Consider the following 14,775-nt stretch of genomic DNA (forward strand, 5'->3'; position numbering starts at 1 on the left):
ATTACGGCTCATAAAGTTTAAGTAGGGGACAGATCCGAAAGAGCTTTAAAATTTTAAAGGAGCAACGATGAAAAAGATCGTGTTTTTAATTCTTGGTCTTGCTGCATTCGCATTTGGCGCTGACGGCGAGATGATCAGATCATATTCAGTTATCGCTGGCGGTATCGGCCTTGGCCTTGCAGCTCTTGGCGGTGCTATAGGTATGGGTAACACAGCTGCTGCAACTATCAGCGGAACAGCTAGAAACCCAGGTGTAGGTAGCAAACTTATGACTACAATGTTTATCGCTCTTGCGATGATCGAAGCACAAGTTATCTACGCACTTGTTATTACACTTATCGTTCTTTACGCAAACCCAATGCTTGGCTAACGTAAAGCTTAAATTTAGCCCCTTTTTTGGGGCTTTTGTTCTTTCTGCGATCATGGTGGAATTGGTAGACACGCTATCTTGAGGGGGTAGTGCCATTAGGTGTGCGAGTTCGAGTCTCGCTGATCGCACCATCTTATCTCTCTTTCTAAATCAAAACCTTAAATTTCTAAGCTATAAAAAAGGAAAATTTTATGTTAGATAAAAAACTTGCTTTAAAACAATTACAAAATGAAGCAGACGATGCCGCTATATACTCGCTTCTTGAAGCTAGCGAAAAAGACGATGAGAATAAAAAAATACTTCGAAAATTAATTGCAGAAGAGAGACGCCACTATGCTTTTTGTCAAAAGATAACTGGCGAAAGCAGAAGTGCAAATTTATTCAAAGTCATCTTATACACAATACTTGTTAAAATTTTTGGTACCTCTTTTACTCTAAAATTTATGGAATCACGCGAAGAAAATGCGGAGAAATTTTATCTTGACATAGTAGATGAATATCCTGAAGCTCGTGATATTTACGAAGAGGAGATGAACCACGAAAATAGTCTAATCTCCATGCTAAAAGACACAAAGCTCGTAAATGCTGGTGGCATCGTGCTTGGCATGAATGATGCTTTAGTTGAGCTAACAGGCACACTTAGCGGCATCGCGCTTGCATTTTCAAATACAAAATCAGTTGGCGCAACAGGCCTTATCATGGGCGTGGCAGCTGCACTCTCTATGGCTGGCTCAGCGTATCTTGAATCAAAAGAAAATCCAAGTGATGAGATCAAACCGCTTACCTACTCACTCTACACAGGCGGTTCATACATCATAACAACGGCATTTTTGATACTTCCATTTTTCATCTTTACAAGCGGTCTTTACGCCGTCTTGTCGATGTTTTTCTTTGCGCTAGTTGCCATCATTACTTACAACTTTTATATAAGCGTGGCAAAGGAGCTTAAATTTTTACCAAGAGTGATTGAGATGTGCGTGATAACTTTTGGCGTTGCGATCATATCTTTTGGCATCGGCTTTTTGGTTAAACACTATTTTGGACTAGATGCTTAATCCAAAATTTCATACCAAGTGTAACTATCATCCCCAAAATTCCCACTAAAAAGTGGTTTTAAATTTAGATCAATGCTCAAATTTTCACCAATTTTGAAATTTGAGCTTTGATATATAAGTAGCCATTTTACATTTGCTAGCTTGCCCTCTTTTGCAAGTTTTAAAAACTCGCCAGCTCCTTCAAACATGCAAAGTCCTTTTAGATCAAGCTCTTTTTGAATGCTGACTTTGCGATCTGGCACGCTAAAAAGTGGCAATGTTTCATCAAATTTATCGCTTCTTGAGTAGATTATGACGTCTGGGTTTTTGCCATTTTTTATAAGTCTGGTATCGAGCCTTGGTCGGTCTGTCCGCACTGTGTTGCCACCGATCACCAATGTGTCTATGACGCTTCTTAGTTTATGCACATGCGTGCGGCTAAGCTCATTTGTGATGATGCCACCACTTGCCACGCCATTTTTACTAAGAGCGATTTTTAAAAAGCTAAATCCACCATTTTGATATGCCAAAAATGGCTCAAGCAGCTTATCACAGCGCTCTTTTAAAATGCCAAATTTAACTTTCACTCCAGCACTTTGAAGCAAATTTCCACCGCCACTTGCTATTTTATTTTCATCGTGGCTGCCAATTATGACCTCGCTAAAGCCAAGCTCTTTTAGCAAATTTGCACAAGGTGGCGTTTTGCCATGATGCGAGCAAGGCTCAAGTGTGACATAGGCTTTTGCATTTTTTAATAAATTTGAGTGGTAATTTAGTATAAATTCGTAGCTGAATTTTGGCTCTAAAAGACTAAATTCGTTCTCTTTTATATCGGAGCTAAATTTAGAATTATATGCTTTTATAAAATCATCTTTAAATTTTTCACTTTTTTTGCAAAGCGCAAAGAGTATCGCTGTCGGTTCAGCGTGTAAATATCCAGCCTTTTCATGAGCCTTGCAAGATAAAATTTGCCCATTTTCATCAAGGACAAGGCATCCAACGGCTGGATTTGGGTGGGTCAGGATCTGAAATTTCCAAGCCTCACTTAAAGCAAGACCCATGTAAAATTCCTCGTTCATCCATGCCTCTTTAAAAAACACACCAGCCTTTGCCAGTGTGTTTTCATAAATTTACGACAAGCCGTCGATCTTGCCCTCTGCGTCTATCCTCATATTGACCGCAGCTGGCACCTTTGGAAGTCCTGGCATCAGCATGATCTTACCGCAAACCGCGACGATAAAGCCAGCTCCAGTTCTAATGTCAAGGTCTTTTACACTAAAAGTAAAGCCCTTTGCTCTGCCCAAAAGCTTCGCATCATCACTAAAAGAGTACTGAGTTTTTGCGATACAAACTGGCAAATGGCTCAAATTTAGCTCTTTTATCATCTCAAGCTTTTTAAGAGCGGCCTCTTCAAAGACCACCTCGCCAGCTCCATAAATTTCCTTAGCGACCTTTTCTATTTTAGTTTTTGTATCGTCACTCATCTCGTATGTGAAATTTATCTTGCTTGGCTTATCGCACGCTTTTAAAACTAGCTCAGCTAGCTCAAGCGCACCTTTGCCACCTTTTAAGAAATTCTCGCAAACTGCTACTTCTACGCCAAGCTTTTGGCAGTACTCTTTTACGAAATTTATCTCTTCATCGGTATCAAAGCCAAATTTATTAAGCGCCACAACCACGTTTTGACCAAATTTACCTTTTAAATTTTCGATGTGTCCACCAAGGTTTTCTATGCCTTTTTTAAGTGCGTTCATATCTGGTTTTGTGATCTCGTCTTTATTTGCTTCGCCGTTATATTTTAGCGATCTGATCGTGCTTACAAGCACCACAGCGCTTGGTTTAATCTCGGCAACCCTGCATTTTATATCTAAAAATTTCTCCGCGCCAAGCTCCGAGCCAAAGCCAGCTTCTGTGATGACGTAGTCAGCCAAATTTAGAGCTGTTTTTGTTGCGATGACTGAGTTGCAGCCGTGTGCGATGTTTGCAAATGGGCCGCCATGCACAAGCGTAGGTGTGTGCTCTAGTGTTTGAAATAAATTTGGCTTGATCGCATCTTTTAAAAGTATGCAAACAGCGTCTTGGCAGCCTAGATCACGCACGTAGATAGGCTTTTTATCGCTATCATAAGCAACCATGATGTTTGCCACGCGCTCTTTTAGATCAGAAAGACTTGTGGCTAGACAAAGCACAGCCATGATCTCGCTTGCAGCGGTGATGTTAAAGCCATCTTCTCTTGGCACGCCGTCCGTTCTGCCGCCCTGACCCACAGTGATAAATCTAAGCGCGCGGTCGTTCATATCCATACAGCGCTTCCATAAAATTTTCTCGATTTTTAGTGGGTTTTCTTGATAGAGGCTATTATCTATCATCGCTGAAATGAGGTTATTTGCCGAAGTTATCGCGTGAAAATCGCCAGTGAAGTGTAAATTTAGATCCTCCATCGGCGCAAGCTGCGAGTAACCACCACCTGCTGCTCCGCCCTTTATGCCAAAAACTGGTCCCAAAGATGGCTCGCGAAGTGCTAGGCAAACCTTTTTATTAAGTGAATTTAGTGCGTCAGCTAGACCGATCGACATAGTCGTTTTGCCCTCGCCGTATGGGGTTGGATTAGTCGCGGTGACTAAGATGAGCTTTGAGTTTGATGGCTCAAGTCTAGGGGAAATTTTGGCCTTAAATTTGCCGTAAAGCTCAAGCTCGTCTTCGTTTAAGCCTAGTTTTGCGGCAACTTTACTGATGTGTTCAAGTTTAGTTTGGTGAGTTATCTCGATGTCGCTTAGCATTTTACCACTCCAAATATGTTTTTGCTTTTTTTATCTCACTGATGTTGATCTCAAAAATTCCCTCTTCGTTTTCTACTGCGATGCTCTCTTCGTCCGCTTTTACGAGTCTTCCTGCAAATTTCTCAGCCTCTGTTTGAACTTTAACTAGCTCGCCAACACTCGCTTTAAAATGAGATGGCTTGCTAAGCTTTCTCTCAAGGCCAGGCGAGCTAACCTCAAGGTTATAATCCCCGCTAACTGGCGGTGTCACGTCAAAGATAGGCGAGAGCAGACGGCTCACTTTTTCGCAATCATCAAGGCTCACTCCGCCATCTTTTGTGATATAAACTCTAAAAATAGCCCTGCCATTTTCATTTGCGATCTCGCTGTCGTAAAGCTCAACGCCGCATTCGCGTATTAGTTTGTCTAAGTTATCCATTTTTGTTTAAATCCTTTGAAATTTTATCAAACAACTTATCCATATGGTTTTGATACTCTAATCTATCGTCAAATTTAAAGTGAAAATTTGGACACCTATACCAGCCCTCAGCCGCCATGCAGTGGTTTTGCAAGTGCCTACAAACGCGCTTTAAATGCCCCAAAATATACTCTTGCTCGCGCTCATCAAACATCATCTTGTCAAGATAGACAAAGGCGTCGTATCTGCCCTTTTTGCACTCGACGTCAGTGACGCAAAGCCCCTTTAAAATGCTATCTTCAAGAGTGGCTAGAGCCTCTGGTATGAGCTCTTTTAGCACACTCTCTGTTCTCATACGCTTTATTTCGTTAGCGTTCATAGAGTAGCTTTCTCCTTGACTTCTTTGAAGCTTTCGATGTAGTCATTTTCTCTAATGTCGTTGAAATTTTCGATACCAACGCCACACTCGTAGCCTTTAGCAACCTCTTTTACGTCATCTTTGAAGCGTTTTAATGAGCTAACTAAGCCCTCATAAACGACCACACCTTCTCTAATAAGGCGAATTTTTGCCCCTCTGTTTATCGTGCCCTCAGTGACGATACATCCAGCGATAGTGCCAACTTTTGGCACGTGGATCACTTGGCGAACCTGTGCTTGGCCAAGCTGCTCTTCTCTGATGATAGGTGACATTAGTCCGCCTAAAATCGCCTTCACGTCGTCGATTAGATTATAAATAACATTGTAAGTTTTTATCTCGACGCCGCTCTCTTTTGCCTTCTCTTTTATCTCGCCAGTTGGCCTTATGTTAAAGCCAAGGATGATACAGTCGTTACTTGCACTTGCAAGTGCAACGTCGCTTTGCGTGATGCCGCCAACGCCTGAGTGGATCACATTTACTCTGATCTCGTCATTTGCTAGTTTTTCTAGGCTTGCTTTTAACGCTTCAAGTGAGCCGCCAACGTCAGCTTTGATGATGACTGGAAGTGTCTTTAGCTCGCCCTCAGCGATCTTGGCGCTAAGCTCATCGATACTAACCTTTGTGCTCTTGCTAAGCTCTTTTTGGCGGATATATTCAGCCTTTTTCTGCGCGTATTCACGAGCCTCTTTATCAGTTTTTACGCCTATTAGCGTCTCGCCAGCCTCTGCTATCTCGCTAAGACCCACTATCACGCCACATTCGCCTGGTTTTATCTCTTTTAGTGGCCTACCCTGATCATCAAGCAAGCTTCTTATCTTACCGTATGCAACGCCTGCTACGACTGTATCTCCGACATGAAGCGTGCCGTTTTCAACGATGATGGTAGCTACTGGACCACGGCCTTTTTGAAGTGAGCTCTCGATGACAGTTGCTTTTGCGTTTGCCTTTGGATTTGCCTTTAGCTCCAAAAGATCAGCTTGTAAAAGCACGATCTCAAGTAGATCATCTATGCCCATACCTGTTTTTGCAGAGATCGGCACAAATTCATACTTGCCACCCCACTCTGTTGGCATGATGTCAAGCTCAGCAAGAGCGGTTTTTACTAGATCAGGATTTGCTGACTCTTTATCCATTTTATTTATCGCGATGATTATTGGCACACCAGCGGCTTTTGCGTGGCTAACTGCCTCTTTTGTCTGTGGTTTTACGCCATCATCTGCTGCAACAACTATGATAACTATATCAGTTACACCAGCACCCCTTGCACGCATGGCTGTAAATGCCTCGTGGCCTGGAGTGTCGATAAATGTGATGTTTCTGCCATTTTTATTTACCATATAAGCGCCCACGTGCTGAGTGATGCCACCAGCCTCGCCTGCTGCTACGCGAGACTTTCTTATGTAGTCAAGTAGCGAGGTTTTGCCGTGGTCAACATGACCCATGATGGTTATAACTGGCGCTCTTGGCTGGAGATTTTCATCGTCTTTTATCTCCTCCTCATAGGCTGCTACATAGTCAAATTCTTTTTGATCATCGATGATATTTACCTCGACGTTAAACTCATCAGCCAAAATTTCTATCGCATCTTCATCCAAAAAGTCATTTTTAGTTGTCATCATACCAAGCATAAATAGCTTGCCTATGACCTCGCTTGGCTGCTTATTTAGCTTTTCAGCAAATTCATAAACGCGAATTTCTTTTGGGATATTTATCGAAGTTACAGCTTCGCTATTTTGTTTATTTTCAGGCTTTTTGTGTTTTTTTCTAGCTCTTCTTTGTATGCCACCATCGCCAAATGAATTTATCGTGTTATTAACGGTTGTCTTCATCGCATTTGGCTGTTTTGTCCTTTGCATCGGAGCTGGGGCTGGGGTTTTAAAGCTAAAATCAGGCAACACCACCACATCTTCATCTTCAAGCACGATGTCACCAAAGTCACTTCCACCGAGCAAGTCCATCTTCTCAGCGCTATCTTTTTTGCTTACAACTGTTACTTTTTTCTCTTTTTTCTTTTTTCTAGCCAAATTTTCATCGCTAGCAGAGAACATACTCTTAAAATCACTAATGTTAGTAACAGCCGCCTCAGCCTTTTTCTCCTCTTTTACAGGAGCTGGCGCCTCGTAATCTTTTTTCTTTTTAACTATCACAAGACCGCGTCGTTTTTGAGTGACATCAGCCAAGCTCTCTTTTGGTTTTGGTGCTTCTGCTGGCTTTTGCTCGACCTTTACAGGCTCTTCTTTTTTAGGCTCAGTTTTAGGTTTTTCCTCTGAAATTTGCGCCTCTTTTTTAGGCTCTGCTTTTGCCTTTTCAGGCTTTGGCTCAGCCTTAGTAGCTGCCTTTTTAGGCTCAGTTTTAGGTTTTTCTTCTTTTTTTGCTGGCTCTTTTTCTGTCTCTTTTTTAGGCTCTTTTTTTGCCTTTGGCTCGCTCTTTTTCTTTTTAAATTTATCTGGTATTACGCCAGTTTGAACGTATTCATATATTGCCTCAGCCTCTTCAAGGCTCACAGCATTTGAGTGAGTTTTGACCTTTAGGCCTAGTTCTTGAGCTTTTTCGACTATCTCTTTACTTGGATAGCCAAGCTCATTTGCGATCTCTGAAATCCTAACATTGCTCATTTAAGAGTATCTCCTTTAACTTCGGTGCGTCAAGTCCGATGGCACCTTTAGTTTGTTTATCAATTATTTTTTTTAAAATTTTGTCGTCTTTTTGCAAACAGCCATCACATAGATAGAAACTGCGGCCATCTCCTTTGCCGCACTCTAAATTCTTGCCTACCAAGCGGTATCTTTTTAGCAAGTTTTGAGAAAATTTAACTTTGCAAGCGACGCATGTCCTTACTGGATTATTTTTATTCATTATACCTTTTTAAACTTGTTTTTAGCTTTGCGTAATTTCGTATCCATCGTTATCAAATGAAAAAATTTCCACTCTAAAATCACCAAATTTACTCTTTAAAGCATCTTGTAAATTTTTAGCGTCATCTTTATATGCGATGTTTAAAAAGCTTGAGCCTGAGCCTGAAAGTGTGCTCATTAGCGCTCCATTTTCATAAGCTACCTTTCGCACCTCAAAAAGCTCTTTTAAAGCGCTCATTCTGCGCTCTTCATGCATCATATCTTCGCTTGCTACCCTTAAAAGATCATATCTTTTTTCATAAAAACAAGATGTCAAAAATGCAGCGTGAGAGAGGTTATTTACACACTCTTTCATAGTGTAGTTTTTTGGCAAAATTTGTCTTGATGAAGCTGTGCTCATCGGCTTATTTGGGATGACGACGACCGCTTTTATATCATCGCTTAAATTTATTTTATTCGCATAAACATTGCCGTTTTTTACAACTGCGCTGATAAATCCGCCATGAACTGCTGGCGAGATATTATCTGGATGTGTTTCATAGATGATCGCTTTATTTAAAACGACGCTTTTGCTGGCCTTAAACCCAGCCATCTCGTAAGCTGAAGCTATGGCTCCGACGATCACTGCAGAGCTGCTACCAAGCCCTCTTGAAAATGGGATATTGTTTTCAAAAACTATTCTGAAGTTTTCATTTTTGCCGGTTAGCTCTAAAAAAATTTCATTAAAAATGCTTAGAAAAATGTTGTTTCTCTTTAAATTTGTGCTATCACTTCCCTCGCCATTTATCGAAACTGAGCTAAATTTAGATGGTTCGATCTTTACGCTATTAAAAAGCTTTAAACTAAGTCCTAAAGCGTCAAAACCAGGTCCTAAATTTGCACTTGTGGCAGGGATTAAGATATTCAAATTTTCTCCTAAACAGCTTGGATGATATAATTTGGAAGTGTATCTGAATTTAGTTTTAATTCATCTAAATTTAAAGGCAACACAAATCTCACAGGCTCAACTTTTTCAAGTGAAATTTCGCCATTTTTTAGCACAAAGCTTAAATTTTTATTTGCCCTGATCGCTTGGCCGCCATTTAGACTAAAGCCACTTACTGCGTAAAATTCACAGCCCTTTACCAAAGAAAAAGTCTTTAAGATGACGTAGGCCACCTTTAGCCCCATAAAACTGCCTGGCGTGTTTGCGTAGATGATCTTTGTAATGTTAAATTTAGAGGATAAATTTTCTAGGATTTTTATAAGAGCTTCGCTGACGTGCTCATCAGTTGTGATCTCATCAAATTTTACGCCATCTTTATAGACTCCGACCAAAAGCGGAGTCGATAAAGAGACTACTAAAATTTCAATATTTTTTATGCAAATACCTTTTGATACTCTTTTAAAAGCTCGCCACTAAGTGTTGCGATCTCATAATTTTTCTCATCTGCCATTAAAGCAAGTGTTAGTTTGTGGTTTAGGTCGTGGCTGCCCGCAAATGCTGTGTAGTCACCTAGTAAAGGTGCTCCAAGCAAGCTCAAATCGCCAACTGCATCTAAAATTTTATGTCTTACAAACTCATTTTCAAATCTCAAACCCTCTGGATTTAAAATATGCGTATCATCGATAGCCACGGCATTATCAAGAGATGCACCAAGGGCTAAATTTTGAGCTTGCAAGCGTTGCAAATCTTTTAAAAAGCCAAAAGTTCTAGCTCGAGCGATATTTTTTACAAATGAGCTCTTGCTAAATTCAAAAAGATATCTTTGCTCGCCGATAACTGGGTGGTCAAATTTGATCGTATAGTCAAATTTTGGATTTCTTGAAGGCGAAGTTCGCACAAATTTTGACCCCTCAATCACCTCGACCTCGCGGCGGACAAGGATGACTTTTTTACCAGCGTCAAGATGTCTTATACCAGCTTCATCAAGCAACATACAAAAGCTTATCGCACTGCCGTCCATGACAGGAATTTCATTTGCATCAACTGAAATTCTAATATTATCAATGCCGTATCCATTTACAGCTGCCATTAGGTGCTCTATCGTGCTGATAAAGCCCTTTTCGTTGCCAACGACGGTTGCCATTTGCGTATTTATAACGTTTTTAGGCTCAGCTTTAAAACTAATACCAAGATCTTCGCGGTGCAAAATAATACCTGAATTTGCATCAAGAGGTTCTAGTATAAGTCTTATCGGCTCACCCTTATGAAGCCCTATACCAACGGTCTCAACGCGTCTTGCGATAGTAGTTTGTTTCAAAAATTTTCCTTATATTTTTTTGTTCGGTTATGATAGCACTAAAAAATCAAATTTGCAAATTTAATTCTTATCTATCATCGCCTTTGCGGCATCCAAGACACTTGTCACATTGTCTTTTATCCACTTTTTATCCATCCATTGTTGAGGCCTTACCTCTTCGCCTTGGACTAAAATTCCAAAGTGAAGGTGATCTCCAAGTGCAAGACCGCTCGTTCCAGTTGTGCCTATTTGATCGCCAGCAGCAACCATATCGCCCTCTTTTACCTTCGCACTTGAGCAGTGTCCGTAAAGTGAGTAAAGTCCAAATCCATGATCGATCACAATGTTTAAGCCATAAATTCCATTCTCAGACGCTAGCACAACGCGACCTGCGTTGCTGGCTATTATCGGAGCTGATGCCACGCTTGCAAAATCAATACCCATGTGCCATGACTCACTTACTTGCTCATTATTATATGTATAGAAGCGGTGATCGGCAAAATCAGCTACTTTCTTGCCATTTCTAAGTGGGTAAAATGGGATGATATTAAAGCCATTTGTGATGTCAGTATCGACGTTTGAAGTGAGTGCTGTTATCTTCTCTTCATTTGAGTTTCTTAGAGTTTCATTGACAAATTTCATCTTATCAAGCCTAGAAAGAGCGTTTGGATCTTTGGCGTATTGATCTGTTAGATCAACGATCTTTCCGTCTAAAAATCTATCATTTAAAGCAATGGTCGAAGTTTTGTATTTTACATTTTCATAAAAATATCTCACGTGAGATTTACTCTCATTACCCGCAAAGTCTCTTGCGATGACCTCGGCGCTAAAGTTTTCAACCTGCACTGGCCAAGCAACAAGTGCTGCGTAAAAGCCCTCTTTGTAAAATGGCACGGCCTTAAATTTCTTACCAAAATTTGTCTGGACATAGACCTCTTTTAGCTGATTGTCAGTCGCTCTAAAGACAACAACTGCGCTACCGCCTTTTGAGATAGAGTAAGACTGAGAAAGCACGTAAAGATCAGGCTTAGAGGTATCAAGCACGACTTCAACTTTTTTGCTTGCTTTATTACCTGTAAAAAAGCCCCATTTGCTAGTATCGACCGCTTCTATGCTCATCTCATAAGTATCTTTTTGAGCAAAAAAGCCAGTCTTTGGGAAGGTTAAATTTACATCAAGCTCAGTGCTTGGATTTTGTATGATTTGATTTAGTAAATTTAGGTCATTTTTGCCGTCATTTATGCTAATGCGCACAAATTTTATGCCGCTGTCATCTTTAAATTTGATATTCATAGGCGAGCGAAGGTTCCAATAAACCTTATCAGCAACGCCGATAATTGGCTCGTTTCGCTCAAAGTCTTTCGACATCAAAGCATATCCAAAGCCACCAGCTAATATCAAAACAAGTAAAACTACAACAATACCAAAACCGCCTATTCCACGTCTATACATATATTATTACCTTAAATTTTATTTGCGAAATTTTACATTTAATCAATAAATTTTTAGTTAATTACAAAATTTCTCTTACAGCTCTAGCTTCGCTCATCCAATCAAAAAGCTCATCCCAGCGCTCATCTTTTATGAGATCTTTGCATAAATTTAGCTCTTTTTCAAACATATTTATCGCTGCAACGACATTATTTTTATTTTGCTTAAAGATATCGCTCCACATAAATGGTGAGCTCTTTGCTACACGTATCATGCCCTTAAATGTCGGTCCTCCAAGTGCAACGATATGCCTTTTATCCTCTTCTTTTAAGATCCCGCTAGCAAGCGAAAATGCAATAGCGTGAGGCAGATGCGAGATGAGACCCACGTGATGATCATGCTCTTTTGCACTCATGAAAATGATCTTCATACCAAGGCAAGAAAATAGCTCAACGCTTCTTTTCACATGCTTTTCTGCGCTCTCAGCAAAGTCGCAAACTATGACAGTTGCCCCTGTGTAAAGTGACTTAAAGGCAGCCTCAGGACCAGAGTACTCGGTACCTGCCATAGGGTGAGCTGGGATGAAATTTTTACGAATTTTTTCTGGCACGGCTTCTATTATCTTTTGCTTTGTCGAGCCAAAATCAATGATCGTCGTATCTTCGCTAATATCGGTTAAATTTTGCACGATGCTCACGATAGCTTCGACTGGCACAGCCAAAAAGATGATGTCACACTTCTTTTTCATCTCATCGATGCTTAAAATTTCGTGCACCAAGCCAAGTTCGAGCGCTTTTTTGCTGTGATTTTCATCTTTATCATATCCGCTGACACACGAGATCAGCTTCTCATCTTTTAGTGCAAGACCAAGCGAGCCACCCATAAGACCAAGCCCGATGATACCTATTTTCATAAAAAACCTTTAAAATTATAAAATTTAAATTTTTTAAAAATAAAATATGATATTATACGCACTTATACTAAAACTCTAGGTTAAATTTAATGAAAAAGAAATTATTTTTACTAGCACTAGCTTTAAGCGGTCTAAATGCGCAAACGATTCAGTCAATAAATTTCAAAGGTCTAATCCACCTTTCACCTGATGTAGCCACTCAGATAATGGGGCTAAAAGTCGGTCAAGAGCTAACTCCAAAGCTTAGCGATAAGGCCATCACAAATTTATACAAGCAAAATTATTTTGATGATATCTACATAGAAGATACAGGTAGTGGCAATCTTTTAGTAAAAGTAAAAGAGAAGCCAAGCGTAGCTAGAGTCGATCTAAAGGGTGTTGTGACAAATGACAAAACTGCGATCGAATCGCTAATCAACATAAAACCTGGTAATATGTATGATGAGCTAACTATAGAAAAAACAAAAGAGAGAATTCGCCAGTACTACGAGTCAAAGGGCTACTTTGACACAGTTGTCGACGTAGAAAAACAGCCAGTCGCAGACAACGACAGCTCGCTTTTCATCACTCTAAACATCAACCGTGGCGAAAATATGATAATCAAAAAGGTAAATTTAGTCGGGGCAAAAGAATTTGACTACGATGATATCGAGCCAGTAGTTGCAAACAAAAGTAGAGAATTTATGGGCTGGCTTTGGGGCAGAAACGACGGTAAAGTTAAACTTTTCGAGCTTGAAAACGACCCAGCAAGGATTCAAGATAAATATTTTCAAAAAGGTTATCTAGACGCGACGGTTTCATCACCTTATCTAAATTCATCATTTGATAACTACACAGCTGATCTTACATACTACATCCACGAGGGCGAACCTTATAAGGTTTCAAATGTAAGCATCACAGCACCTGAAGAGCTAGGACTTGATACTAAAAAGATCATAGATGATTTTAGACTTGAAGCTGGCGATACGATGAACTCAGCAAGACTTCGCCAAGATATGAAAAAGCTTGACGATATGGTTGCTGACAAGGGTTATGCATTTGTCAAAGTCTATCCAAAGACTGATAAATTTGATGAAAATAAAACAGTTGATATCGACTACGAAGTAGATCCTGGCGAAAAAGTATATATAAGAAATGTTCAAATTTCAGGAAACGATAGAACAGTTGATCGTGTTGTAAGACGTGAGCTATATCTAACTGAGGGAAATTTATATAGTAGAACCGACCTTCAAGACTCAAAAGATGCATTAAAAAGAACAAGCTACTTTGACGATGTCGAGATAGAAGAAGATCCAGTTGATAAAAACACAGTCGATCTAAAAGTAAAAGTAAAAGAGGCTTCAACTGGCTCGATAAGTGGTGGTATCGGATACGGAAGTAGTGATGGCTTGCTACTAAACGCTGCACTTTCTGACACAAACATCTTTGGCTCTGGTCTTCAAGGACAAGTAAGCGTAGATAAGAGCGATAGAGAGCTTTCAGGTCAGATAAGTCTTACAAATCCAAGAATTTTTGACTCAGAGTATAGCCTTGGCGGAACACTCTATGCAAACGACTATGACTGGAGAACATATAAAGAGAGAAGCTATGGCTTTAGCACAACACTAGGTAGAAAATTAACTAGAAATTTAAGTGCATCACTTACTTATAACATCGAGCAAAGTAAAGTTACTCTAAAAGATGATGAACTAAGAAATATAAATAAAGACACAGGAAAAGAAATTTATAGAGAAGGCAAGGCCATAAAAAGTGCTATAACTCCGGCTTTAACATATAATAGCACTGATGATTACTACTTGCCAAGACGCGGCATCATAGCTAGTACATCATTTGAGATAGCAGGACTTGGTGGTGATATGGATTTTGTTAAAAACCGCACAAATTTCAACTACTATCTAGGTCTTAGAGAGTACATCGACTACGATCTTATCTTAAGATATAAAGCAAGCTTTGGCAAAATTTGGGAGAGAGGCTATACTCCGATCAATGAAAGACTTTATCTTGGTGGTATAAGAAGCTTACGTGGCTACGAGAGCAGAACCGTATCTCCAAAAGTAAAATATAATGGCGACTACTATGAATACGGCGGCGAAACATCATTTAACAACTCAGTTGAGATGAGCTTCCCTATAATAGAGCGTGTCAAAATGCGTGGCGTTGTATTTTATGACTATGGTATGATCGGCGAAAATAGCCTAAATGAGATAAAAAGATCATCAGTTGGTACTGGTATCGAGTGGATAACTCCGATCGGACCACTTCAACTAATCTTCGCAAAAGCTCTTAAACCTAAAGAGGGCGATGATACAAATACATTTGAATTTACTATCGGAAGACGCTTCTAATAATATACTT

Annotated in this window: 14 protein-coding genes and 1 tRNA gene; 4 read left to right on the plus strand and 11 right to left on the minus strand. The window is 40.0% G+C overall.

Annotation, left to right across the window (positions count from 1 at the left end; genetic code table 11):
* Positions 1-67 precede the first annotated feature (67 nt).
* The 3 genes from G6W43_RS01720 (at position 68) to G6W43_RS01730 (ending at position 1,425) form a co-directional block, all read left to right on the plus strand.
* On the plus strand, positions 68-370 hold the full coding sequence (locus tag G6W43_RS01720) for a F0F1 ATP synthase subunit C (RefSeq protein ID WP_004317263.1): 303 nt from the start codon (positions 68-70) through the stop codon (positions 368-370).
* A gap of 46 nt (positions 371-416) precedes the next feature.
* Positions 417-501, plus strand: a tRNA-Leu gene (locus G6W43_RS01725).
* A gap of 60 nt (positions 502-561) precedes the next feature.
* Positions 562-1,425 carry a VIT1/CCC1 transporter family protein gene (locus tag G6W43_RS01730; protein ID WP_194169004.1) on the plus strand — a complete coding sequence of 288 codons (864 nt, stop codon included), beginning with the start codon at positions 562-564 and terminating at the stop codon, positions 1,423-1,425.
* Here G6W43_RS01730 and ribD read toward each other — a convergent pair.
* From ribD to G6W43_RS01785, 11 genes are all read right to left on the minus strand, one after another.
* On the minus strand, positions 1,422-2,483 hold the full coding sequence (gene ribD, locus G6W43_RS01735; RefSeq protein ID WP_194169005.1) for a bifunctional diaminohydroxyphosphoribosylaminopyrimidine deaminase/5-amino-6-(5-phosphoribosylamino)uracil reductase RibD: 1,062 nt from the start codon (positions 2,481-2,483) through the stop codon (positions 1,422-1,424). The genes G6W43_RS01730 and ribD overlap by 4 nt on opposite strands.
* Positions 2,484-2,534: 51 nt before the next feature.
* Positions 2,535-4,184, minus strand: a complete 1,650-nt coding sequence (locus G6W43_RS01740; RefSeq protein ID WP_194169006.1) for a formate--tetrahydrofolate ligase — start codon at positions 4,182-4,184, stop codon at positions 2,535-2,537.
* A gap of 1 nt (position 4,185) precedes the next feature.
* Positions 4,186-4,602 carry a ribosome maturation factor RimP gene (gene rimP, locus G6W43_RS01745; RefSeq protein ID WP_012001358.1) on the minus strand — a complete coding sequence of 139 codons (417 nt, stop codon included), beginning with the start codon at positions 4,600-4,602 and terminating at the stop codon, positions 4,186-4,188.
* On the minus strand, positions 4,595-4,960 hold the full coding sequence (rbfA, locus tag G6W43_RS01750; RefSeq protein ID WP_004317240.1) for a 30S ribosome-binding factor RbfA: 366 nt from the start codon (positions 4,958-4,960) through the stop codon (positions 4,595-4,597). The genes rimP and rbfA overlap by 8 nt, the downstream gene beginning before the upstream one ends.
* Positions 4,957-7,614, minus strand: a complete 2,658-nt coding sequence (gene infB / locus G6W43_RS01755) for a translation initiation factor IF-2 (RefSeq protein WP_194169007.1) — start codon at positions 7,612-7,614, stop codon at positions 4,957-4,959. The genes rbfA and infB overlap by 4 nt, the downstream gene beginning before the upstream one ends.
* Positions 7,601-7,855: a hypothetical protein gene (locus tag G6W43_RS01760; protein ID WP_012001356.1), complete on the minus strand. Its 255-nt coding sequence runs from the start codon at positions 7,853-7,855 to the stop codon at positions 7,601-7,603. Before G6W43_RS01760 ends, infB begins: the two co-directional genes overlap by 14 nt.
* A gap of 21 nt (positions 7,856-7,876) precedes the next feature.
* Positions 7,877-8,761, minus strand: a complete 885-nt coding sequence (gene thrB, locus G6W43_RS01765; RefSeq protein WP_012001355.1) for a homoserine kinase — start codon at positions 8,759-8,761, stop codon at positions 7,877-7,879.
* Between the two features lie 8 nt (positions 8,762-8,769).
* Positions 8,770-9,171 carry a glycoprotease gene (locus G6W43_RS01770; protein ID WP_012001354.1) on the minus strand — a complete coding sequence of 134 codons (402 nt, stop codon included), beginning with the start codon at positions 9,169-9,171 and terminating at the stop codon, positions 8,770-8,772.
* A 41-nt stretch (positions 9,172-9,212) separates the two neighbouring features.
* Complete coding sequence (gene lpxC / locus G6W43_RS01775; RefSeq protein WP_012001353.1) at positions 9,213-10,097, minus strand: UDP-3-O-acyl-N-acetylglucosamine deacetylase; 885 nt, start codon at positions 10,095-10,097, stop codon at positions 9,213-9,215.
* Positions 10,098-10,157: 60 nt separating this feature from the next.
* Positions 10,158-11,528 (minus strand): M23 family metallopeptidase, encoded by a 1,371-nt coding sequence (locus tag G6W43_RS01780; RefSeq protein WP_103567586.1) that lies wholly within the window; start codon positions 11,526-11,528, stop codon positions 10,158-10,160.
* A gap of 61 nt (positions 11,529-11,589) precedes the next feature.
* Positions 11,590-12,420 (minus strand): prephenate dehydrogenase, encoded by an 831-nt coding sequence (locus G6W43_RS01785; protein WP_009294324.1) that lies wholly within the window; start codon positions 12,418-12,420, stop codon positions 11,590-11,592.
* Between the two features lie 89 nt (positions 12,421-12,509).
* Here G6W43_RS01785 and bamA point away from each other — a divergent pair, with 89 nt between their 5' ends.
* Positions 12,510-14,765: an outer membrane protein assembly factor BamA gene (gene bamA, locus G6W43_RS01790; protein ID WP_103618013.1), complete on the plus strand. Its 2,256-nt coding sequence runs from the start codon at positions 12,510-12,512 to the stop codon at positions 14,763-14,765.
* Positions 14,766-14,775: the final 10 nt, after the last annotated feature.

The organism is Campylobacter concisus, assembly GCF_015229965.1.
Lineage (GTDB): Bacteria > Campylobacterota > Campylobacteria > Campylobacterales > Campylobacteraceae > Campylobacter_A > Campylobacter_A concisus_BD.